The sequence below is a fragment of the Phocaeicola coprocola genome (assembly GCF_041333015.1).
GTDB classification, from domain to species: domain Bacteria; phylum Bacteroidota; class Bacteroidia; order Bacteroidales; family Bacteroidaceae; genus Phocaeicola; species Phocaeicola coprocola.
In genome coordinates, this window is the sequence record NZ_JBGKGM010000004.1 from 122558 (window position 1) to 147548 (window position 24991).

Below are 24991 nucleotides of genomic sequence, written 5' to 3' on the forward strand. Positions count from 1 at the left end.
TATTTACTTATTTTTCAACTATATCAGAATCTCTTTTGTTGGCTATCCCAAAAGGTATATGTACTGCAGGTATATCTTCTAAATGATCTAAATGTATCATCTGGTCGTCAAAGAAAATATGTGGTTTTAAAATATTTAGTATTCGAGTTTTATCTATTCCTCCGAGAAAGAATACATCATCTACTTCAATATTTAGGCTCTTTAATGTAGTTACGACACGTTCATGTGCAGGAGCGTTTCTTGCAGTAATTATAGCTGTACTAAGAATTTTCTTGTAATTAGGATTCTTGTCTACTTGTGCATTTTCAAGGCGTTGGAAAAATGATATTTTTTGCAATAGTGTTCCTATCGGTCCTTCTGATAATGGATTGGAGGCAAGTTCTAGTTCATGATGATGATAAACGGACATATTTCCTTTATTTTCTTTATAAAATTGTTCCGAAGAATCATCAGCTATTACTCCATCAAAATCAAATCCAAGACGAAGTTGTGTGTCATTTTCATCATCTATAACTTTAGTATCTAGAACAGTACCTGCAGCAAAACCTGCAGATATTGCTTTTTCTGTATCTTCTGGATTTGCAGATAAAAATAATGATGCATTGAAGGCTGGTAAATATTGAAAATTACTTTTTCCTGAAGAAAAACAAGCTCGAGAGATGTCCAAATTATAATGTGCAATACTACGGAATGCTCTTAATCCTGATTCTGGACTATTTTTTGAAAATATAACTACTTCAATAGGTTTATCTTCTGGGAAAGAATTATTTAAATTCAAGATACGTTTGATGAAAGGGAATGCAACTCCCTTTCCTAGTGGCTCGTTAATCATCCGTTCTTGATATTTTCTGTAAGCATCAATGCCTTTTACACGATATATACTATCAGATTCTTCCATATCAAACAAAGCACTAGTTGATACGGCAATTACAAGTTTTTTCTCTATAGGATATGGCATATTTTAGTTATTATATTAAATGTGTTATATTAATTTTTTATATTTATCCCCCATAAAAACAATTGTAATACTATTAGATTACTGATATCAAAAGTAATAGACATCTTTATACCATTGCATCCATTCTTGCAGGTCATGATTTAGTTTATATACAATGTTCAACACATCATAGTTGGTAAAACAACTGAACATTCTATTTCCACAGATCAATGCTTTGTATTTATTGATTGACTTGTCTAACATTGTGCTTTTTGCATGATGGCATACCGAAAAAGTTACCATACTATATATTCCAGTTTCCTGTAAGGCTAAAGCAAGTATCTGATTGCGCCATAGTTGGTTAAGTCCATCCTTGAAAGGACAACCTTCGATACCAATTGAGCCTTTGAATATATCTAGGTTTCTTTTTAGAGTATCCCAATATTTATATCCTATCATGTGATAATAGCATTTCTGAGGCTCTTTGGTTATACTAATGAGATTATATTGAGTACAATTAGTCTTTAATTTATTAGCTTTACTTTTATATGCTCCGCATATTGTAAATTCTTTCTCGCTAAGTTTATGTTCAATTAGCCATAGGCATAATTTGCCTTCTATGTTATAGTAAGCAATGGCTACGTCTGCGTCAGTTCCGGCTGATTGGGAATGATCGTTTAAGACGCCTGCTCCTTGTTTAATATCTTGGCCCCAATATTCAAAACAGAATCCGTGAAATAGTTTATCTCTAGCTATCTTACTGAAATTTGAGGGACATCCGGGGATCATTGGTAATATACGATCAACATCTTTAGAAAGGAGTAAAGGCATAAACAGATTAATACAGGCTGTTTGAGAACTTACTGCATGATATGCAAACTTATGTAGTTTATAAGCAAAATTACTCCGTTGCATTTCCTCCCAAACAGGTATGATTGGTCCATATATCATTGTCGGAATAGTTGTATCGTTTGGGAAAATAGCATCGTATTCATGCCCTTTATACATGCCTCTTTCTGTAGTAATATTTTTACGCTTCCAGTCTATGATATGGACATAAATAGCTTTTTGTTCCAAGGTTAGATTGCTGGGAAGATAGTATTTTACTCCGTTGATTGTTTTTTCCATCTGACAATTATCATTTATAACCATTATATTATCTCTATTATTTCTATAGTTACAAGAGTATGCGTAACCATTCTATTTTCCGCCACGACAATTTTATCGGCTGTTTTTCAGCCGATAAAATAAAAATGTCCGCAAGAAAATAGTTTAGTTTTAACATTCCGATTTATAAAAACATGGCAGAAGGACCTTCTTGTCGCAGTCCTTACCATGAAGAATACATTCAAACAAGTGCTTCAGGTAATCCTGAGGGGCTATATCATTAAGCTTGCAGCTTTCTATCAGAGAAAAGATGAATGCCGAGTTTCCTGCTGCATCCTCACTGCCTATGTTCATACAGTTCTTGAGCAGCAGCTTTACAGGTTTCATCCTTTGCTCACAGAGGTTGTTCGATATTTCCGCAGAACCGTCCTTGAGGATATTTTTCAGGGATTTCCACTGGTTTATCGTATAGTTCACAGCCTTTCTCATCAGTTCGTTTGCCATGAGTTTGGTATCCTGCATCATCATGACCACCTTATGATGGATACGTTCAAGAATAGGTCTCGTAAGCTTAAGTCTTTTTTCCTTAATCTGCTCACCGCTGAGTTTCATTGTGCGGAACAAGTCTTCATTTCTGAACATATCACCGATAGGGTCTATTATATCCATCGCAGTTCTGTCTGATGGCAAGGCATCGACCCACAGCCTCCTGCAGTGTGTCCAGCATCCTATATGAAGCACCTTTGAGTCTTCTCCGTCGAACATCCTGTAAACCGTATATCCGTCTGTAGATACAGATCCCATAAAATGTTCAAGGAAGGTCTTTGCTACATCAGAGGCTCTGCTGCCGTTATTGTAATGATAGTAAACCAACTTGACATGCTTTGCAAAAAAAGCCCATAAATACTTTCTCCTGTAAGCCTTGCCTTCCGGTGTTTCAACTCCGACAAGCTCGGTCGTCTCGTCAACCATAAGGTATTTTGCCTGTTGTACAAACTCCTTGAAGACATCTTCCATAAACTCCCTAAGCCTGGAGATTCCGTTATGGATATAGCCGTTCAGCGTGGTATTGCTTATGTGGATGCCTTCTCTTGCAAGCAGTCTTATCTGTCTGTTCTCAGGCATACTGAAGTCATATTTCAGACAAAGCAGACGGGCAAGCAAATCAGGGGAAAAGATTCCTCCAAGGTTTTTCAAGGGATGCTCCATCGTGTTAGTGAAAGTGCCGTCTGCAAGCTTTACCCTTGCCACCTTGTACACATGCTCCACGTTATGAGCACGCACATGTTCTATAAACCTGTATTCCCACACATCAGCCATTCCGTTACGCTTCATAAGCCTTGCACCATCCGGGAGTTGGTAATAGTCTTCTATTTCATGAACAATTACCTTATCCACCTTCAGCCTGGTCTTTGCTGCACGGGGAGCAGTTTCCTTTTTCCTTGAAGGCCTGCAGTTCTGTGCAGGTACGTTACCGGAAGAGGTATTGCTGCCGGTACCGTTACCATCGGTCTTATTATCATCATCACCTTTCTTGCCAGAACCGTCGTACTCGGACTTCTCCATTGCAGACTTGTCAATGTTACGGTTGTTCAGCAGCCTTCTTTGCTCTGAGGTACGGCCGAAACGGTGTTTCCTGCTGTCCTCAAGTTGAAGCCTGAGATTGGATATCTCATTTGCAAGCATCATGTTCACCTCGTCTTTTGCCTCAAGCTGCTTTCTCATAAGTTCCATTTCCTTTCGATTATTCTCGACTGTTGTGGACAACTCATTGATTGTATCAACCAGAGCCTTGGAGTTCTCTTTGTTTGATTCTTCAATAGCCTTAAGCCTCGCAATCAGTTCGTTTACCTGTTTGCGAAGCCCCGCCTTTTCCTCATTCGCCAGACCCAGTTGGCAGCAAAGTAACTCGTATGCCCTTTCATCAATCATGATATAAAGGTACGAAAAATCAGGCAGTTACGCAAACTTTTTATCGTTTATTCTTATATTATTTTTATTGATAATCAATGTATTAATATTAATCTTTCGGACTGACGTACATCTTGTCAACTACTATACTTTCCGTAAGATAGGCCATGTCCGACCATTGTATCCGGTAGCATTTGGAGACTTCATCAAACACAGGTTTCTTGAATCTCCCCATGACAGGACGTTTCTCGTAAAGCACATAAAATCCGCGTTCATAATGAAGTATTTTCACAACTTTTCGGTTCCTGGACATGAACATATATACATTGGATGCATCGCTCGGGTCAAGTGACATCTCTTCCCTTATACTCTCACACAGGCGGAAGATTCCTTTCCGCAAATCCACATTACCGTTGAACAGGTAATAGTTCAGGTTAGCGCTAAGTCCAAGCATATCATCCTATCATTTTATTAAGCAACAGACTCAAATCAAGAACTGTGGTATTTCTTAGGAACAATGTGGCACCTGATGTCAATTGCAGTTTTACCCACTTAATCGGAGTGCATATTCCGGCGGATACCCGTTCAGCATTTCCGGTGATATCCGTTCAGTCCCCAGTTAGTATTCAGTGTTGTTGGCAAAGTTAATACTTCTTTCTTAGGCTCTCTCCTTTAAGGTCAAATTTTATTGCCTTATGCACGATTCTGTCCAGACAGGCTTCCGCAATGAGCTCGCTTTGGAACACATCATACCAGTCTGCAACGGGAAGCTGGCTGGCCAGGATGAGTGCCTTCCGGTTGTACCGGTCATCTATGATCTGTTCAAAGTCATGCTGTATCTGGCCGTCCAGCTTGACCATCCCAAAGTCATCGATAATCAGCAGGTCATGTGCGTTCAGCTTCCGGAAGAAGTTTGTTTCCCGTCCTTCCAGATGTGCAAGCTTCAGGTTCTCGATGAGCATGTTCATCGTGAAGTACAGTACCTTCCGGCCGTTCCTGCATGCCCTGTCACCCAGGGCACAGGCAAAGTAGGACTTCCCGGTTCCTGCCGGTCCGGTAATGATGACCGTCATTCCGCCCGTGATGTAATTTCCGGTTGCAAGGTCGGCTGCAGAGCAGGTCTGTATGCCCCTTGCCGTGTCCGTTTCAAGTTCTTCCATCGAGGCTCTCAGACGGAAGCCGGCATTCTTTATAAGACGCTGGATGCGGTTGTTCCCTCTCGTGTCACGTTCGTACTGGAGCATGATCTGCATGCCTTCACGCAGGGTAAGCTTGTCCAACTGATGTGTTTCTTCCAGAGAGCTCCAGCAGCTTGCCATTCCCGGAAGCTTCAGCTCGTGCAGTGTTCTTTCTGTTTCGTTGCTCATAATCATTTATTGTTGTTGGTTTATGTCATTTCCTGTAAAATAGTCTTTTCCGCGCATGTTCCCGTGGTTTGACGGTGTAGGCGCATGGAAGATTACCGTCTCGTCTGCGGATGCATTCATGCCGTTACGTCTGAGTATGGCTTCAAACTTGCTGTAGGAGTAAATACCGTACTCCATGCACTGACGGCAGGTAAGGTCAAACGTGGCAAGGTCATACTTCCTTCTGAGGCTGACTATGGAGTTGCACAGCTTGTAATACACCTCTTCAGGCTGTGCGGTACGTTTGGGGTCAAAGATTCTTTTTACATATTCATGGCAGTCAGGTGATATATCTTTTGCTTTCTCCACATAATAGGCTGCCGAACGCTCCATAATCACCCTGCAGCTGGATGCGAGATGTTCCCTGACTGTGGTATAGCCGTATGTATGGCTGCGGATATGTGAGGCCACCAGTTTCTGCTCCACATAGACCTTGACCCATGAACGCGTAAAGACTACTCTTGCCTGTTTTCCTACATGGATATAGGGGACGGAGTAAAAATGGGTCACCTTGTCCTGTCTCAGCTCCACATGGCAGTTTGCCTGTACTTTCAGATCGGCATACAGGCGCATCTCATAGGGTTCCGGTTTCAAGGGTTTCAGCAGCTCCTTCTCCATGGCATGAAAACGCTCCTCACGGCTGTAGGGACGCTTCTGCATACGGGTCTGGTTGTGCCTTTCCATCAGCTCCCATACGGCACGGTTCAGTTCCAGGAGTGAATGGAAGGTACGGTTACGCAATCTGGCATAGACACGGTTATATGTAATCCTTACGGAGTCCTCTACCAGAGCCTTCTGTGTCGGCGATGCCGGGTCGCATGGCAGTACCACGAAATGGTAGTAGTTGCCCATGTCCTCAAGAGCCTTGTTCAGCTTCGGCTCATGCCGGTCATTGCTGATTACAGCCGATTTGAGGTTGTCAGGAGTCAGTATGGAAGGTACACCGCCCAGATGTTCCAGACACATCCTTATGGCATACAGAAAGTCCTCCGTCTTCTGCGAAGGTACACATACCACATAGGTATAGTCGCTGTAAGGCATGCAGGCGACAAACACCTCCACCTTGACAATTTCTCCGGTTTCGGCATCCACATAGCTGAGCTTGTCACCGGCAAAGTCCACCATGAGCTTTTCACCCGGTTTGTAGGTGTTGGCCAGTACGGCCGTAACATCCTTCTTCGCAACGAGATTCTGCTTCAGATGGTAATAGAACTGTGACTTGCCGTAACCATCGGGATGAGTCGCACGGTATTCATCGAACAGGACCTGACGGCTTACATGGGATTTGGGGTCCGCCAGCAGTTCCCTGTATCTGGGTAGCAGGATCAGAAACTCTTCCATTCTCCTGTCCGTATATGCCGGAGAACCAGCATGGAACATCCGTTCCAACTCGGGATCGTCAATCTCAAGGAGGTCGCTGATGTTCCATCCGTTGGCTTTTACTGTATTCACATAACCGTTGACGGTTTCCTTGTCAATCGGTAACTTGCGGCTTACACCGCGGTTGGATTCTCCGGCCTGCTTGAGCTGGAGTACTTGTTTTATCAGACTCATATCCTTTGTTGTTCCTGCCATGACTGTGCTGTTTCTTGTTAGCTTACCAGCACAAAGGAAACTGAAACCGGGGAAAGAATGAACGGATATGCTCCGGAAACGAAGATATACGCTCACAATTCCATGCACGGCTGAACGGATATACTCCGGAAAATCTGAAAGCATACGTCTAAAGTGAACGGGTATGCTCCGGAAAAAGGGTGCTACAACCTGCAATTCTCGGAGGTGAACGGATATGCTCCGGAAAAATTGAGATTTTAATGTCTGGTTATCCATTTTTTCATCCTTTTAGGGGATGAACGGATAAAAATTACGCTTTTAAGGTATGGTTTTATACCCTAATAAGCTGCCGGAAAGTGAACGGGTATGCTCCGGAATATGTAATCGGAGATTCACCTTCAGGTTGTTTCACCTCCAACTTTACGGTTGGACTGTTGCAAGGCTTGCCGGTTATCCGGACTTTGGCAACCTTGGGCTGCTCAACCTGGACTGTCTTGCCTAACTTTTCGCTCCATAGCTGATGACGCTGCCAGTTCATGAACTTGTCGTAATTTACTCCATAATCCGCACAGAACTCACGAAGATCCTTGGTCTCACTGCATAACTGATAGAGGTCATATACCTCCTGGTAGTTTACTTTTTCTTTTGCCATAATCATTGTTGTTTAAGGGTTACGGCGCAAAGGTAGGTTTAGGGAACATGCGTGTCAAGGCGGAAAATAGAATGGTTACAGAGTATGCCCTCTAAGTCCAAGTACTCCCATTTAAACTAACTCCATAGTAAGTTTTTTTGTATCATCAGCACTTATGACTGTGGAAAATAGTGGCAGAAAAAGTCTCCTTATCAGAGTGGAACGTGCCACTCAAAAATGGTGGTGATGATTTGTTTGTTACAAAAATATGATTATTTTTCTTTTTTACGTAAAGATTTTCCTCTAAAAGTCATATTATCTGCATGGCTAAAAAGTCTGTCTAAAATTGATTCGGTTTGAGAGCATGGTTTTAGATAACCATACCAGACTTAAGTAGGTAACAGGGATGTAATTATAATAGACAAACGGTAATTCTCCTTATTATCATCCAAGAGTTGGTAAAGTGCGATTCTTGTCTGTTCATCGATGCTTCTCAAGGCAAAGTCATCTAGTATTATCAGATCATATTTCATCAGCTTGTCCATGTATTTAAGGAAGTTTCCAGTAAGAGATGCCGTAGTTACTTCTTCGGAGAATTTTATCATATTGAAGAATACAACCTTGTTCTCCAATACAGGTGGCTTTTTGTGACCGCTCTATCCAGGACTTGGTATTCTTATTGGGCGTTTTTCAGTGGAAAAATTTGTGGATTGATTTCTGCTATGTTCATTGAGATACCTATTTATAGATGTTTTTTTGTTTTATATCTTCCTCTAATTTACATGTGTTTTCAGAAGTCTTAAAAGGAAAGAATTCGGTATTATCCGAACTCTTTCCTTTTAAGGTATACTACCCATAATTGGGGATATTAATATGTTAATTAAAATAAATCCTTATAATATGATATTTCTTCCCAATGTTTAGAATATGCAGTTTCTGCAGCATTATCTAAAAACTCTAACAAAAACTTAAAGGGGAATGGGTAGGTCATCAGTTCATCCCATCTTCCAAACCCAAATTTTAGCATACTACATATTTCTTTTATATGCGAATCTACTAAAGCTTGATTATTTGTTTTGAGGATAAATATTTTGCGTGCTCGTGGCATTTTGTCCATTTTATTACCGTTGATGAACTTTATTTTTTCTTTATTTATTCCTGAGATATATGAGAACGAATCATTAGCTTTGCCATCAATCCCTTCTGATTTCCATAAATGAAATCCAATATACCCTCGAAGATATTTGTGTACGTTTTTCTTTCTTTTAAACATAGCAATGGTTTCACCATTATTAACTACTTCATCATATCCCTCATCAATTTCTTTTGCATCAAGAATAGGAATCTCTTCAGTGTCTACAATAAGATATACATTACCATCTTTTTTTAATGCCATATAATCTTTGGCGCCGTTAATTCTGCTGCAATCAGTGTATTGTAATTTCTCAGTTACAAAAGATTCAAAATCTTCGCCACAGCTATTTTGTGATAATCCGTATTGTTCGATGTGTAAGTTCCCATTATTGGTTATTTTTAAAGTAGCTCCATGAACATTTCCTTGATTAATCTTGTACCTTAGGAATTCCCATCCTTCTATAAGTATAGCCAAGTCCTTCGGCATAGTACGTCTTACTAAACAATCTTTTACAATGAACTCAATGAGTATTCGTCTTGCACGGTTTTTGTCAATCTTATCTTTTTTCTCATTATTATAATAAGTAATGTGCTGTAGTGCATTATTGTTTTTCGTAAATCTATAAGTTGATTTGATATATTTAGTATTAGTGTCTTCATTCTCTTTCGGTTCACATAATCGTACTATCATATCTTCAGGAGTTGGTTTAAAAGGGAATTCTAGAGTCCCTTGCATGATTTTCTGTGCCTCTTCTTTGAACTGCAGAATAAGGTTTTTAGATAGATCAGTGCAAAAAGAATCTTCAAATGAAATAGTCTTTCCCTTTAAGTAATCTCTCATTAATTTTAGAATACCATCTTCTGTTTTACATTCATCATAGTGTTCAACCTTATAATCTGTGAAGTTTATCTCAAGAATACCATCGAAGTCTTGATTAACTGATTCTACAACTTGGAAAAGTACAAAAAGTTTGCCGTGGGTATATTTATCAGGATTATATGGCCAGTATGGGACATTATTTTTAGTTTTTTTTGATTTCTTCTTTAGAATGAATAGTTTATTCAAATCGTATTCACCATCTTTTACTGTTTTGATTGTAATAGGCTTAACAGCTTGTCCAGACCATAATTCTCCGTCAAAATCTTTTGATTTTTGAAAAACACAGTTTTTGTATTTGCGTAATTCATTATCATTAAGTGGATGTGTAAAAGATTGCGTATTGGCAACAAGATTCATATATTTGTTGACTTCAACTTTTAGACATACCAGCTCCCTTTTTTGAATTCCGAAATTCGTATTGTCGCAAACCAATAGTGAGCCATCATTGTACATCATATTACTTGTTTTCTTTTTACCAAGTGAATTGATAGCAAGTGAAGCCACTATTCTGTTTTTGAGTTCATTGCTATATGGCTCTAAAGAATCTATTCTGGCTACTATATCCTTAAAGGATTGAAGACTGTTAAGGATATCTCGTGCGTTACCTTTGTGCGTTAATATAAAAAATTTAACAGCTGAGTATTTTTGATTACCCCATATAGCTTTTATGCCGGCAACAGATAAACATGGTGAATCACTTAATTGTTCGTAGGCCAGATTTTTGTGTTCAGCACTTGTACTGTAATAAGAAACTATTGCATATTTTGAGAAAAATACATTTTCATTCCATGCAACTTCAATTCTGTTGGTTGTTAGAGGTAAACTCTTGATATAATTTTCGTCGATTATAATTTTATTCATTAGTCGATAAGTAATTTAAGGGTTTCTATTGCACTTTCTATAATTTTTCCATTGTCATCTATAATTCCATGTATCTCAGTTATGTCTCCCATAGGTTCTTTGGAAAGCTGTAACATGCTGACAGTGATAAGTTGGCATCCAAGCCTTTTACGCTTTATCGCTCGTTTTTCTTTAGTTGGTAATTCTCCTGGCTTATCATCATGGTCTATGTCAGGATTCATATTCTTGACATCAAATGCTATCTTATAGCTTCCGTCAGGATTGCATATAACAAAATCAGCAAGCTCGTAGTCACGTCCTTCAAGATGTTTGATTTCATTTTCTTTACAATTTGTATAATGTAATACAATTGCTTTAAATGCTTCCTCACCGATTTCACCAGCATAATCAGTCATTAGAATATCTGGATGTAGGATCATTCCTTTAGTTTCCCAGTCCGTAGCAAACCCATTCTGTTCGAAATATAGGCGTATCACTTCGTTTTTCATCAACACATCCAGTCTGACAGATTGTGGAGAAACAGGGAATTGCCCTGGTTTTCCTTTTGTTGCAGGACAGAAGTAATTATTGTGTTTAGGGTCATAATGGAAAAATATTTCATTTTCATTGTTTCTTTTCCAGTCACCATAACATTTATGTATGAAGCTCAGATTTTTGTCTGAATCTTCTAACTCATTGAAATCAGAAACGACAGGTTTTCTTATTATAGTTTGTTTATAACTTTGATTCATTTTCTGATTTATCATAACATTGTATGGAACTGTATTTATATCCTCGTCCTCGTCATCAAAGTAATCCTCTTTACCAAGTTTTGGTGTATATCTTAGTGCAATATTCCGCATACGGTCAAGTTGGCGTTTTGCATAATTAGCATTATTGCACCTTATTATCTCATCATTATTTATATTTGAATCTACTGTTTTTTGTTCATCTGCAAGAATGTAGCTTACCAAACTCCTGAATTCCTTGGTTAAAGATTTTTTGAGGTTTACTTTGTCAAAAAAACAATTTATGTCTTTGTCGTAAAGTATGTATGTCGTTTGCGGTTTATTCCTTGTTCTGCATAAACGTCCTACAGCCTGTTCTATTATTGTTTGTGCCCATTCAGCTTTGTCTCTTGCAATACCTGGGTTGTTTTTGTCTCCAAACCAGAAGTTATTTGATAAAGCTTTACATAACCACGAAGCAATCTCATTTTTTGAGAGGCACCCTCTTTCGTATAACATCATAAGAGAGAGCATTACATTATAAAGACTTTTTTCGAAGTTAATTTCGTTCTCATCTGTATTCATCATCAGATATGTTCGTGGGCATTGAACATACATGGCATCCCAATCTTTTTGGAGTTTTTCGCCTTCCTTATTCCAATTATCTCCCTGTATATATTCCAATCCGTCAGGAATTTCATATTGCATATTTGCTCCTGCTTTAAAACTTGCATAAGCAGAAATCAGCATTATTTTAGCATCTTTATTGTCACTTAGTTCTTTTAGAATAGTTCCTTCAACTTCTTCCCAGTTTTTACTAATTCTGATATGTTCATTTGTCCAGTCTTCTGGCAATTCATCTTCGAATACTGATTTTTGCTGTTTATAAGAGCCGTCAATCAGGCAACTTAGTACATTCGTTTGTATAGGATCACCTATTCTGTTCTGAAAGAAGATCATGCTGTGTACATCCTCATGTTTAATAAACCAGGCATATGCCTCAATAAACTGGAAAAGACGATAGAGTTGAAATGAAATACTTTCACCTTCTTTCTTGTTATGCATAAGGTATCTTTTTGTACATTTAAACCATGTATTATCCAGCCCGTCCTTACGTGCTTCTTCAGAAAATAGAATACGATACTTATCTGGCAGAACGGCCTTTTCGTCTCTTTTATCTTCGTATTCATAATGTTCCAGAGGAATGATTTCTACCTTATGTCCTTTGGGGTAGGTGTTGGATACCAGCTCATCAAATTTGCTTTTTACTTCCATGGATAGTACATGTATTTTGTCTCCAATACGCTCTTTCAGATATTCGATATCAAAATTGCTGATAACTGATGCGCTTGATGCCGTAGCAGAGCAAAGAACTACAGAAATGTTTCCTGATAGGATAAGATCTATCAGAATTTTTTCCGGTGTAGTAGATATCTCTCGGCATGACAGTCTCACTCTGTGTTGGTTGTCTCGCTCATCTATTTCTTCCTGATAAAGCTGAACTCCTTGTGAATACACTGAATAATCAGGTAAATCCAGTTTCTCCGATTTTTTATTAATGCTCTTTCTGTTTGTCATGAATTCTAAAAGCTGTTGGGCAAACTGGTAATCAGAGTTTGTTTCGAATCTGGAAATCAGTGTATAGATTTCTCTTTCAATAGTAGGATATCCTAAATAATGATTGTCTGGAAGTTTGTTTTTCCCTAAACCTTTTGCTGTTTGCTTGAACTTCTCAATACTTGTTTGTAATGCTGTTTTAACTACCTGACATAATTGTCCTTTTATAACTTTTGTATTCTCTATAACTAGAGATAAAAAATTATCCATTGGAATTACATAATCAAAGCTTTCCTTTAATTCCGTATCCTTTTCTGCATGAAAAAGCTTGAAGTGTTTCTCTCCTTTACTGTAACAGATATACGATTGCTTATTGTCTTTAGAATTCGATACATTGAGTCTTAAACCTGAACCAGAAAAGAAAACTCCACGGCGATAATTTTCCAGGTCTTCAATGTCTCCTAAGAATATGTTTTTGTATGGTATAGTATTTCCAAAAACTTTGTTCCAGCTTGACTTGATTGTATTATTGGCTTTGTTTAAGCACTCGTGCAGCAGTTCTCCATGATATTCATCTGATATATGCTCTGGATTGTCTATCAATTGTTTGTATTGCAAATAGCCATTATATCCCTTCGCAAAACGATTACTGCCACTGTAATTGTCAATTGCCTGCTCTATGATCGTGTTGCGCATAACTATGGCTGCTTGATCTGATTCGTCGAATATAATTAAAGTTCTATGATTGTCATCTGCAATATTATTTATGTATACTTTTTCAGAAATAATAGGATCTATGCCGTACATAGCTTTATGTATTGTCATCAACAATACTTTCTTTCTTTTATAATCAACCTGGGGATATACTTCAGAAAGTGCTGGGAAAGTTCTTATAAGTTGATTAATACTGATATCATTTTCTTTATTGGTTTGTTTTAAATATTTCTTATATATCTCAAAGAAATTACGGACATCATTTCTCAATTTTAGTTCAGCATCAGAGATTTGATTGGAGAGAAGTTCATTTCTATTACCTTGTACCTGGAAAAGGTTTTTGATCCCTTCGTATGTTTTTTTTATGCGTTTGCAACCAAAAGTTAATACCTTCACATTTCCGCTTGATAATACTTCAATACAAGATTCTATCTGGTCTATGAATTTCTCGAAAGCACCATTATCAATTGCTTTTTTGATAACCTCTTCATTATTATCTATTACTAGAATGTCATTGCGTGAAATGATACTGTTTTTGGAATGTACAAACTCATTGATTTCTCTGTTTATTCCTTCTACCAATTTTTTTTGTACGCATAGAATAACTATTCTGTTGAACTCTTTAGGGTAGTATTCGCATGTCAACTTACTGATAGTGTATGATTTACCTCCACCCGTAGCAATGTCGCAAATATGAAGTCCTGAAGATGTATATCGTTTAAAGATTTCCTCGACATATTCACTAAGTTTTTCTTTATCTGTTTTCATACGTAAATATTAAGCGTCCTACACACAAAGTAGGACAGGTTTATACTAAAATTGATATAAATCCGAGGTTTTGGATAAAAGAAAGATTAGCACTTATGAGAACACAAGTGCGGCTATTGTACAATAATAAATAGCAACAGCTAAGAATTTAAAAGTTTCATACACGTGTACATAAGTCACAATCTTTGGCGCTTAGCTGTTGAGACCAATTTCATTGTCGGGCTATGGTAATTCCAGTAAAAGTCGGCCTTTGGTCTATATTATTAGTTCAGTGTTACAGCTTGTGGAACTTTAGTAAGTGAGACATTGTATCCAAGCTTTTTAAGTTCAGAAGACAAATATACCTTGCGTTTCTGCTCTATCTTGGATTGCATATATTGTGCTCCAAGTTCATGGTAACGGGACCCTGTACTCAGTATCAGATAAACGGATATCAACTGAGAATGTCCCACTGCAATCAAGGCACGTTTCTTTCCTCTGCGGGCAGCTATACGATGGTATCTCTCACTAAAAAACGTATTCTTTGTACGGGTCGCAGCCCATGCGGCTTCTGTGATTACCGCCTTTACCTGTTTGTTTCCGTGAGTGATTCGTGCGCTTTTTTTTTACCCGCACTCTCGTTGTTGCCCGGAGAAAGACCGGCCCAGGACGAAAGATGCTTTTCAGAAGGGAAGTGAGACATGTCAAGACCTATCTCAGAAACCAGATCCTCTACAACCTTGGTGCTAAAACCGGGAATCTCCCTGAGAAGTTCAAGGACATTCTCGTACTTGGACAACAGTCTCTTTATACGTTCGGACAAATCATCAACCAAAGTCTGAGTCTGGTCTATATCCTTTCGGATCATCTGAAGAAGATAAATGTGATGCTCTTCAACAAAACCGGTACACGCCTCAAGCAATTCTTCAGGACTGGCTGACAGTTTACCGTGATAAACTGAATTTATATCATCAAGAGTAAGGACTTTGCCTTCACAAAGCATATCAATAAGAGAAGTAGCTGTCGTACCGCTTGTATTACTTACTACACTTGAAAGCTTGATGTTGCAGTCTTCAAGAATACGCATCATACGGTTCTTCTCTGAAGCTATCTGCTGAATAAGCTTGTTCCGGTAACGCGTCAGGTCACGAAGCTGACGCTGCTCCTTGGGAGGAATATAGCTCGGTTTGAGAAGACCTGCCAGAAGAAGCTTGCAGATCCATTCGCTGTCCATCTTGTCTGTCTTGTGACCCGGAACATTCTTAATGTGACGGGCATTGACTATCCAGACATTGGGAATGGAATCTTCAAGAACCTTATAAACCGGCTTCCAGTAAACACCGGTACTCTCCATTCCCACATGCGTTACACCATTGGACAATAGCCATTCTTTCAATTCATTCAAAGAACTCGTGAAGGTTTTGAATGAGCGGGTCTCGCGTTGGATGCCTGCTCCGTCAATTGTCGCCACCACAACCTTCAGGTGGACGTCGATACCGCAAGCGCGCTGTATCAACTGAGGGAATGTCACTTCTGCCATAACTGATACATTTTAGGGTTACACTATACAAAGGTAACTTCAGCTTGACTATTTACATTCTCTTGGGCGTGATTTTTTATCTCATGGGTATTTCATTTTATGTAATATTAAATTAATCAGATTATTGAAAAATCATTGTTTTAATGATTAGTTTCTATATTTGTTGTAAAGGTATTATTCTGTTGTGCAGTCTATCTGCACAACAGAATAATTTTTTGTGGTGATTGTTTTTGCTTATATATGTCGATTATCTATTTTGAATTCTTCAGTATGTTTCCTGTAAGATTCTTATGTTATTATTGATTACACTCTGATATTTTATTTAACAGTCTTCAATTATAATATCAAATTTAATGTCTTTATTTCTAAACAGATGAATATTTGTGTCATGAGTGATTGTCTCCACATCAAATCGTTCACCGTTAGGTTGTCTTCCTATGTTCCATTCATTGATAAATCCTCCATCAGGATAGATAGAGAGTCTTTTTTTACCACATGTAATTGTAAGCACACGCCAGTGAGTGAGTGTTCGCTTATTTAATGAAACGACAGGGACAAGAGTACCTTTTATTCCATGCTCATAGCTAAGATCATCTATCCACGCTTTGGTAAGGGATGTAAGCCATGCATCACGTTTCTCAGATGAAGGCTGGTTTGCACATATACTGTCTGCATTTCCTCTATCATCCTTATATACCTCTATCATAAACTCTATGTCAAACTCTGAACCAATCTGTTTTATTATGTGTTCAATCGTCTGGAGTGTGATTATAATACCCATGATGCTCTTTAGATGTTCATCCTGATAACTGATTTTCAACGTCTCGGCATTCTGCTTTGCGTATGATATGAACTGATCTATGAGTCCTCCGGATTCAGTCTGTAGTATATCTCCTAACTGACAGGTACTTATTTCTCTATATTTATCTCCAGACAGCTTTAAAAGCTTAGCCGATGGTTTGTAGGAGAGATCAATTACAGAGGCACCTGATGCCGGATTATCTGTACGAACGAAGAACATGGTATTATTGCCCCATTGGATATTGAGTTGGGCATTTTCCTTGTTGTTCATAAAATAGAGATAGCCATCAATATAAGCAATAGGATATATGTCTTTATCAATCCATGGGTTTGATATGGTCTTGATATCATCTCCCTTTGCCCACGCCTTAATTTCTCGGCAAATAGCCTTAATTGGTTCAGATATATTATCTTGCTTTGACTTTAATATACAGAAAGAAGTATAGTGGCTCTTCATGACGAAGTAGCTCATAAACTGGGGTTGCCAACCGTTCTCATTGTCTTCATAATCCCATTCCTGATAATCGTTATCTGCAAACAATACAACATCCTGATGTGAAGCAGCAAACGCCTTCTTCAGATCATATAGTGTTGTCTGCGATGGAGAAGTATTCGGAAACGCATCTTTGATATTTTGTGGAACAGTATCTCCAACTTCTTCCTCCTCTTCAATCCACGCTAAAGCTGCATTAATATCGAGGAATTTTGCATAACGAAGCGTAAATTTGTCAAGCAGCATATCCTTCGATTGCTTTTCACGGGCTTCGCTCAAAAGTTTCTTTGAGGCTTTGATAACCTCCTTCATCACAAGCAAATTTGCCATCTGGTTGGCATAACCTGCACCACCGGGATTACAGTCAAAGATACAGATATGGCCGTTTGGCATGATAGTGAAATCTACTGCCCCACGTTCCTTCCCTAAAATATCCACCAGTGTCTGGGTGAATGCCATTCCAAGTGTGAAAAGCAGTTTTTCTTCTTCATCACGGTTGGACATCCACCTGTTCATGCCTTTATGTCGGATACGTATTTCGCTAAAATCTGTCTGAATCATGTCGCCAATAATGACATTGCGTTTTATTTTAGAGATGTCATTGGAACAACTGCAGCTCTTACGCATTTCCTTTCCAGTAATGGCAAAATGATAATTGGGCTTTTGTGGTTGTCCTTCTTTGTTTGGTGCATGTAATGGGTTAAACTCGACTGGGAATTTTAAAGGGTTATTTTTATCGGCCACTTCTTCTTCCACAACCGTCCTTCCACATCGTGGACAAAAACAATATCCATAACCTTTTCCTTCATTGTAATAGAGAATTTTGGCATTGCCTGATTCATTATTACGACGAACAGAAAACAAATGTGGCTCAGTTACGTGATTGGGCCAATCGTCAGCATCAATCAACTGTGCACTCACTCTTGTATAAACATTGTTGTCCATAATTCGAGTTCTGTTTTCGTTCATATCAGGCATAAAACCAACCGGTTGAATCATCTCCAGTCCGTTCGCATTATTCACAGACCACCTGATTTGGTTACTGAGGTTATGATCGTCAATAACAGTCTTATCACTATTACGGTAGATGGTTTTGTATGCCTTATGGTTGTCATCATACATATTAGTAACTTCGATACCTCGAACAGAATATACCACACCATCTACTACAACACTATTACCCGGCACATATTGCGCGATGGCATCACGTAAAGAATAGGAGGGGTTAGATGATGTCATCGGAGTGAAGAAGTCTTTCTTACCGTTACTGTTCAAGTCGAGAGTGAGCACATTAACCGGCATGTTGGCGTTAGGAGTGAATCTACTGGTTGCCCAGAAATTGAGAAGTCGTTTGTATAACACTTCAATGTATTGCATCTTTAGCTTTATACGGAACCTATCGCTGATTTTACCGCTACCGGAGAACGCCGTTTTGTAGTCAACCAGTTTGTTGCGTAACTCGGCATAACATCTGTCGTTTATATCTTGTGCGTTCTTTACTACCTGAGTAAGATTGCCATCATAACATGTTCCCTTCAGGAGTTTGGTCAGATCCTCTCTGATTTCTTTATCCAAAGGTTTTGAGCATAAGATATTGAATTTCTCATACATAGTACCTTTAGGATCACCTAATAAATCATCTGGGTCTGTTTCGTTTGTACCGTTTTTCAATATAAGAATTTTTTCGTTGCTGATTCGTACCTCAAAAGGAGTGTAGTAATCTGCAACTTTCTGAGTAAGACGTCCTCCGTTCGATCCGTCGGTAAACACCCCAAAGGAGCGGACAAGGAAGGAATTCACATGACGCTGTATGACCTGCGGGCTCATTAAATCAACAGTCGGTACACGAACAGGTCGGTTTATAATCTTTTCAATCGGGTTCCTCAAAGTACGGAGACCAATCACATCAGAACTACAAAGTGTGATACAGGCACTGCGTACCTTGTTATTACGACCGCTTCGTCCTGCACGCTGTTTGTAGTTGGCCGGCATTGGAGGTACACTTGAAAGCATTACGACTTCCAGGTTACCAAGGTCAACACCCATCTCCATGGTTGTTGAGCATGCAAGGATATTAATGGTATGGTCTTTGAACTTAGATTGTAATCCACGAGCAACATTCTTATCCACTTGAGCTGTATGTTCCTGCTGAATGAATAGATTTGGAAAAGCATGAATATCCTCCAGACGGTCAGAAAATATACCATCTGTACCCCAAATATTATGATCCCATAGTAATGCCCGATGTGTTTTCGCCCATGCTTCAATTGATTTCCTGTCACCTTCCTTTTTGCCAGAACCAACATAGTAAGGGAATACATTCCATTGTTCATGCAGCTCTTCTCTAAGTTCAACCGGAATGCCACCTTCCAGATAAGGCGAGAACCGTTTGAAGTTATTACCAATAGGTCGAAGACATACTGAATGAGGACCAGCATCTGCTTTAGTGTCACACAGATACACGTCATCATAGAGCTTGAAACATAGATCATTTAGGTTGAAACGGGGAGCATTATCTTTCTCATTGACGAATTTACCCATATCGTTCAGACGTTGTCCTACCTGAAGAATCTTATATTTGTCACTGGTCAATGTATTCCAAAGGGCATCTACGACATCAGAAATTATCTTGAAATACTGACGCTGAGCGCCATTGATGGTAAGTGAATGGTCATCACGTGCAATCAATGCGCACAAATATCGTACAATACGGGCTTGAGATATTTTGCCTTCTTCCAATTTCGGCTTGTTAAATGGTCGGCGGCGAGGCTTTTCTGTGGCAAAGCGCACTGTAGAAAATATGTCAATTTTGTCGTTCCCTGGAATTCGAAGATAGAATGACTGGTTGTTACGGACAGTGTAATCAAGGTAAACCTGTATCAGGTTTTGCCAGTCCTCTTTGGTAATTTGGTTAGCCGGATTATTGAGAATACTGTTAAAATTTTGTACCTCATCAGGCAACTCTATTTGTTTGAGCTGCGGATAGCAAGCTTCGAACAATCCTAAATTTTCTGGTGATGCAGCTGATGCAGGACGGTGTGACAAATACATCACCATAATACTCTGTACATACTTGTCAATTATTTCGTCAGATGGTAATCCATCTTCTATTTCGTCACTTTCTCCCGACCGTTTAACAAATACAGAGGCAAATACCGGGCAATATGGATCTTTCTTTAGTAGTTCTGCAATCTCTGACCATGTCATATAGTTGCATGTCATATCGTCCAATTGCTTTTGCACCACATTGGTGTCAGGCGATTGGAGATTTTGTAACATGGGAGCATACTTCAACATAGACATGGGGTCTGCTTGAACAGCTGCCATAATTTGAGCCATAGCAGCTTCTTTTGTGATTCCGTTTGCTTTTCTGCAACACATCTCATGATATATCGTACTATAGAACCACATACGTTCCTGTTCCAGATTCTGCTTCAATGTAGCTTTTGCTGCAGCCTGACGACTATCTACAAAACTGATATATTGCTGTCCGTCGTGCAGTACAATACCACCTGTTGTCGATTCTCCCTTGTCCAGCTGATCAAGAATGCTTGGTGCCATCATGCGAGAAATAAAATCTGCAGAAAGGCGGAGTTTCTGAAGACGGTTTTCTTCCATATTCCCATTTGCATCGTCTTCAATATCTTTGTCCGTATTATGGCTCTTTCCTTGTTTTGCATTACAATAAGGGCAACAGCCTTGAATGTTGCCTACTACATGCCAGCTGTCAGTATTCTCTTCATCAGCTGGAGTCACAGGTTGCAGCTGGGCTCCAGGAAGCAAACGGAATGATACATTGTTATCTCCCTTTATACTTTTTGTTTTGGACAGACCGAATATGACATAGTTCTTCCTTGAGCTGTCATCACTTTCTTCCATATCCAGATCAAACATATCGCTATCGTCTGTTGCTACAGGTTCGTATGTCCAATCTTCCATGTTAACCATGGCGACAGCTACGTATTCTCCGCAATGCTTGCACCGGCTTAATTCTAATAGTGGGACTTCTTCTGAAGAATCAACCTCACCATCTTTCTTTCTGTTTATGATATTTTCTGAATAAATCTTGAAGGAACCATCAGAAAACTCATTCAGACGGACATAAAGCCCATTGTTGGGTACACGGTAAAAATAGTGCACCTTCAGTTTCATATCGGGAATTTTCAGTCCTGCATCTTTATATCTGTTTTCTTCACGCTGGCACATTTCATCCAGCCATTGTAACTTTTCACTTATAGTAGCTTCCACCGGATACAATTCATCCAATGAGATGTAATCTGAATGGAATATTTTTTTCCATCGTTCTTCATCTTCTCCTTGTGGAATTTCTGTCTCACCAATACGGCTACCACCCACAGCTTCTACCTGGTCTGCGTTTATTCCTGTAATTCCGGCTATGAACTCTTTCAATTCGCGTTCGTCTTTTTCCTTATCTTCTCCATTGCCGAAAGTTGCTGATGATGTCGCAAACCGTATGTCCTGCGCATCAACTTTAAAGGCAAGCAGCACACGGCGCAGGAGCATGGCCAACTCGGCTGCGCCGGCCCCTGTATAAGAGTGTGTTTCATCAATGGCGATCCATCTGAGACTATTTCTTCCAGCCACAATAAGATTTGCGTCACTTCCACGTAGCAGGATGTACTCCAGCATGGTAGGGTTTGTCAGAACAATATGCGGAGGATTATTCCGCACATCCTTACGGGTATATACCATATGGGAATATTTAGCATTCTTCAGTTCAAAATGTCCCTTCTCATTAGGGTCAGTCTGAACAAATTCATATATTCCACCTGTAATCTGTTCAATCCGTTTACGCAACTTATTTGCATCATCAGATGTGTCTGTACTTTTAGGTTCCATTTCAGGAAGATCACCATTGTACACTGTGTAGGTAAGCCTGGTTCCTGTTGTTTCTTCAGCTCTTGTCAATAATTCCTCCAAGCGTTCTTTCTGGTCCTCCATAAGAGCATTCAGTGGATAGAGAAAGAGAGCCTGAATCATTCCCGGTTGCGCATGGAGAGAAAGGTCGTGAACCAAAGGCATCATAAAACATTCGGTTTTACCTGAGCCGGTTCCTGTTGTTACAACGATTGATTTAGGCTTGTTGTCGGCAGTATGTTGGTTCAGCAATACATCCCAGCATTTATACTGATGTTCGTATGGTGGATATGGCTTTGTCCAGAGTTTACCTACCAAGGACTTAGCTTTTTCAACCTTATCAGATGAGACAGGTGTATAGGAGTTCATACATTGAACTACAGGCACTGCATTCTTGGGAGCAAACAAGTCACTGATAAGTGCCTTTATCTGCTTGATGTAAGAACGCTGACTTTCATTGTTCGACTCGCCACACCACATGGCTACGAGTGCTCTTTCTACCGCCTTGCGGTTACTATTATATAATTCGGAGAAATTCATATCTGTTTTATTGTTATTCTTTGTCAACAAAAATATTAAATTCTGGCCAGTCAAAGCCTAATTCATCACTCATTCTGATTAATCCCAATTTATCTTCATCGCTCAGATGCCCACCTCTTTTTTCAAACAAGGGCTTATATATTTCTTCGGGTATCTTGTCAGTATCCAAGTCTCTCAGTGGTTTCATTAGGAAGAAATAGATACCATAGGTGTTGGCCACTTCGAAACATTTCAGTACGGACTCTTCTATATCGTCCCAAGCCCACGGGTCGTCGATGTCCAATCCAAAATTGCAGGACAGATTATTAGAATGTCGGATGTCCTGGAATATCAAGCCTACATCTTTTGAGTCTGCTTCATTTTCAGGATCGATAGGCTCAGGATCTGTCCGGACATCATAATTCCAGAACAGAGCATTTTCTCCATCCCAAGAACTATTAGCTTGTGAGTTGCCGAAGCATACTACAAGACAGTCAGGAGCCACCGCATCAAGCAAATTTCCCATGAAACGTCTGTCCATACGCCATGCATTCATAGCTGCTTCCCCGATACTTGGATTACCAGAGATATTTATGAAATCCTCTGTGTAGATATTACCGATATTATTGCATTGATAAGCCTGATAGCCTTTGCGACTGAAATCATTGACTTGTGTTCTATCCTTATAAATGTAAGGTAAGTCCAGAGTCTCATCTTCTTTCAGATACTGTATGATGTTGCCGTCAAGCAAGACTTCCTTTAAGAGGGTAGGGCGATATATATCTACTATAAAGAAACTTTCTTCCTCACCGTATTGGATAGGTATTGTCGGAGCCAATACCTTACTATCCAAAGGGATATTGTCCTGATAGGTTGCTTCTTCTCCGTTCATAGTGCGATAGCGTACAGATGTGTAATCGAAGTCGCGTACTATCGGATTGTTTTTTTCAAGTTCTGGAAGATAAGCTACAGTAATAAGAAACAGTTTACCCTTCACTGTAATTCTAAGTATGGCTACTCCATAAGAAGGCACGCTAACTGATGTCCATTCTGTAAATCTTCCGTTTGGCTGTTTATATTCTATTAAATCTGCAGTAGTAACGTTTTCCGGCCTGGCATTCAGGATGTCGTCTTTGGTCGCAAAATGTCGCACAATGATGTCTTCCTTACCAAAAATAAGAGGAAGTTTTTCTATGTCAGGTTCTTCGCTAATGTCAGGATCATCTATGAAATAATGATTTACCATGCCCCCATTAATGTAGTGAATCGTGTTGGAGTACAGTCTTGTAGTAATTTGGTCATAACCTATTCTGTTATACAGACATATTTCCCGTCCTGTGGGGGTATAGAAAGTAACAGAATCGTATATATAAATCCAGTTCCATATTTCACTGATACCAAACCGGCTGTCATTGAACGGCATACTGTACACTTCATTGGCAATGGTTGCATCTTTCAATTTGCAGGGATGGGTGAAGAGTAACGCTGTTTCTCTCTGCGCATTCTGCGTTGATGTCCATGTGTTATAGATACTATCGGATCTCCATAGCTGAATGTATTCTATAGCATCGACCGATTGTGCCAGATATTCATTGCCATCATCATCCTTAACTATGATTTCTATCTTGTTGAAGCGAGTAGCCGGAATATGCTTCACCTGTACGCCTTTTTCCACACCAAAGGCCACGAAATCGTTCAAGCCATGATTCAAATAGGTGATAATCGGCTTATCCATGGTTGCTGGCTCAATAATTTTCTCATTGTAACAGAATCTAATATAGACGTAAAGGTGTCTCTGGGTTTCAGGATGAGGCACGCCCCAAAGATGAACCCTGTCATATCGTAGATACTGGTGTAAACCACCGCCAACTTCTTCAGGTTTCAGCAAGACATTAAGTCGTCTGGACATAAACGTGTAATCAGGTGAAAAAGTGACGACCCATTCAAAACGGAACTTCACTTTCAGAATCTCGTCATTAGCAGTTTTCAGAACGGCTACAAAGAGATTGACATCAGATGCAGCATTTTTCAAATCCTCATCGTCGAATGGCATTTGGCCATTGAGTATATTCTGCATATACTCATATAGTGAGTGACAGCGTTTGATACTTTCACGGAAAGCAATAGCTCTTGATGCTTCATCCAGATTTTCCAGTGTATAGTCTTCACCGTGGTAGATCCGACACAATCCTTTCAGGAATCTCATGTTGTCATTTCTGCCAAGTTCATGTTTAATAGCAAGACCACCGAGCACGTAAATGGAATATAGCCAACGCTTGTTACCTTTATCATCATTATAGAGAAACAGTTTCTGGTTAATGCTGGCATTAATCCAAAGGGCTTCAAGGTTAAGCTTTTCCACCAGTGGATTACTGTTTCCGCTTTGATACTTGCGCTTATACCATTCAGCTATATAGATTATAGTTTCTATTGCAAATTGAGGGGATACTAAAGCTGAAAATCCATTAGCAGAAGCAATATCATTCAGGCAGACTTCAAGCTCATTGAAATCTGCTTCCGACAGTTTAAGTAGCCAGACGTATGGCTTACAGATGTCGAATGATGCTATTTTATCTTTTAATTCTTTCGTTAGTTTTTCTATCATTGTCAGATT

At 39.4% G+C, this 24991-nt stretch carries 13 protein-coding genes; all 13 read right to left on the reverse strand.

What is annotated here, in order from left to right; genetic code table 11:
• Positions 1–7: 7 nt before the first annotated feature.
• The 13 genes from ACDG22_RS11150 to ACDG22_RS11210 all read right to left on the reverse strand — a co-directional run bounded on the left by ACDG22_RS11150 (position 8) and on the right by ACDG22_RS11210 (position 24982).
• Positions 8–958: a 5'-nucleotidase gene (locus ACDG22_RS11150; protein WP_117695020.1), complete on the reverse strand. Its 951-nt coding sequence runs from the start codon at positions 956–958 to the stop codon at positions 8–10.
• Positions 959–1045: 87 nt separating this feature from the next.
• Positions 1046–2065, reverse strand: a complete 1020-nt coding sequence (locus tag ACDG22_RS11155) for a PGN_0703 family putative restriction endonuclease (protein ID WP_147331694.1) — start codon at positions 2063–2065, stop codon at positions 1046–1048.
• Positions 2066–2215: 150 nt separating this feature from the next.
• Positions 2216–3976, reverse strand: coding sequence for an IS66 family transposase (tnpC, locus tag ACDG22_RS11160; protein ID WP_143723011.1), 1761 nt, complete (start codon positions 3974–3976; stop codon positions 2216–2218).
• A gap of 88 nt (positions 3977–4064) precedes the next feature.
• On the reverse strand, positions 4065–4409 hold the full coding sequence (gene tnpB, locus ACDG22_RS11165; protein ID WP_007567398.1) for an IS66 family insertion sequence element accessory protein TnpB: 345 nt from the start codon (positions 4407–4409) through the stop codon (positions 4065–4067).
• Positions 4410–4599: 190 nt separating this feature from the next.
• Positions 4600–5322 (reverse strand): IS21-like element helper ATPase IstB, encoded by a 723-nt coding sequence (istB, locus tag ACDG22_RS11170; protein WP_040311749.1) that lies wholly within the window; start codon positions 5320–5322, stop codon positions 4600–4602.
• Between the two features lie 6 nt (positions 5323–5328).
• Positions 5329–6936: an IS21 family transposase gene (gene istA / locus ACDG22_RS11175; RefSeq protein ID WP_007566682.1), complete on the reverse strand. Its 1608-nt coding sequence runs from the start codon at positions 6934–6936 to the stop codon at positions 5329–5331.
• A 310-nt stretch (positions 6937–7246) separates the two neighbouring features.
• On the reverse strand, positions 7247–7567 hold the full coding sequence (locus ACDG22_RS11180; protein ID WP_370858887.1) for a hypothetical protein: 321 nt from the start codon (positions 7565–7567) through the stop codon (positions 7247–7249).
• Positions 7568–7935: 368 nt separating this feature from the next.
• Positions 7936–8178: an ATP-binding protein gene (locus ACDG22_RS11185; protein ID WP_270231027.1), complete on the reverse strand. Its 243-nt coding sequence runs from the start codon at positions 8176–8178 to the stop codon at positions 7936–7938.
• A gap of 248 nt (positions 8179–8426) precedes the next feature.
• Positions 8427–10421, reverse strand: a complete 1995-nt coding sequence (locus ACDG22_RS11190) for a hypothetical protein (RefSeq protein WP_270231026.1) — start codon at positions 10419–10421, stop codon at positions 8427–8429.
• Entirely contained in the window at positions 10421–14167 is a 3747-nt protein-coding gene (locus ACDG22_RS11195; RefSeq protein ID WP_270231025.1) for a hypothetical protein, read from the reverse strand. The genes ACDG22_RS11190 and ACDG22_RS11195 overlap by 1 nt, the downstream gene beginning before the upstream one ends.
• Before the next feature lie 565 nt (positions 14168–14732).
• Entirely contained in the window at positions 14733–15686 is a 954-nt protein-coding gene (locus ACDG22_RS11200; RefSeq protein ID WP_007566304.1) for an IS110 family RNA-guided transposase, read from the reverse strand.
• A gap of 322 nt (positions 15687–16008) precedes the next feature.
• Entirely contained in the window at positions 16009–22398 is a 6390-nt protein-coding gene (locus ACDG22_RS11205) for a DEAD/DEAH box helicase (protein WP_270230930.1), read from the reverse strand.
• A gap of 13 nt (positions 22399–22411) precedes the next feature.
• Entirely contained in the window at positions 22412–24982 is a 2571-nt protein-coding gene (locus tag ACDG22_RS11210; RefSeq protein WP_270230931.1) for a hypothetical protein, read from the reverse strand.
• Between the last annotated feature and the right edge of the window lie 9 nt (positions 24983–24991).

Excerpts from the sequence above, each read along its gene's own strand:
- istB (WP_040311749.1), bottom strand. The coding sequence starts at position 5,322 with ATGAGCAACGAAACAGAAAGAACACTGCACGAGCTGAAGCTTCCGGGA.
- tnpC (WP_143723011.1), bottom strand. The coding sequence starts at position 3,976 with ATGATTGATGAAAGGGCATACGAGTTACTTTGCTGCCAACTGGGTCTG.
- ACDG22_RS11205 (WP_270230930.1), bottom strand. The coding sequence starts at position 22,398 with ATGAATTTCTCCGAATTATATAATAGTAACCGCAAGGCGGTAGAAAGA.
- ACDG22_RS11155 (WP_147331694.1), bottom strand. The coding sequence starts at position 2,065 with ATGGAAAAAACAATCAACGGAGTAAAATACTATCTTCCCAGCAATCTA.
- ACDG22_RS11195 (WP_270231025.1), bottom strand. The coding sequence starts at position 14,167 with ATGAAAACAGATAAAGAAAAACTTAGTGAATATGTCGAGGAAATCTTT.
- tnpB (WP_007567398.1), bottom strand. The coding sequence starts at position 4,409 with ATGCTTGGACTTAGCGCTAACCTGAACTATTACCTGTTCAACGGTAAT.
- ACDG22_RS11180 (WP_370858887.1), bottom strand. The coding sequence starts at position 7,567 with ATGGCAAAAGAAAAAGTAAACTACCAGGAGGTATATGACCTCTATCAG.
- istA (WP_007566682.1), bottom strand. The coding sequence starts at position 6,936 with ATGGCAGGAACAACAAAGGATATGAGTCTGATAAAACAAGTACTCCAG.
- ACDG22_RS11210 (WP_270230931.1), bottom strand. The coding sequence starts at position 24,982 with ATGATAGAAAAACTAACGAAAGAATTAAAAGATAAAATAGCATCATTC.
- ACDG22_RS11190 (WP_270231026.1), bottom strand. The coding sequence starts at position 10,421 with ATGAATAAAATTATAATCGACGAAAATTATATCAAGAGTTTACCTCTA.
- ACDG22_RS11150 (WP_117695020.1), bottom strand. The coding sequence starts at position 958 with ATGCCATATCCTATAGAGAAAAAACTTGTAATTGCCGTATCAACTAGT.
- ACDG22_RS11200 (WP_007566304.1), bottom strand. The coding sequence starts at position 15,686 with ATGGCAGAAGTGACATTCCCTCAGTTGATACAGCGCGCTTGCGGTATC.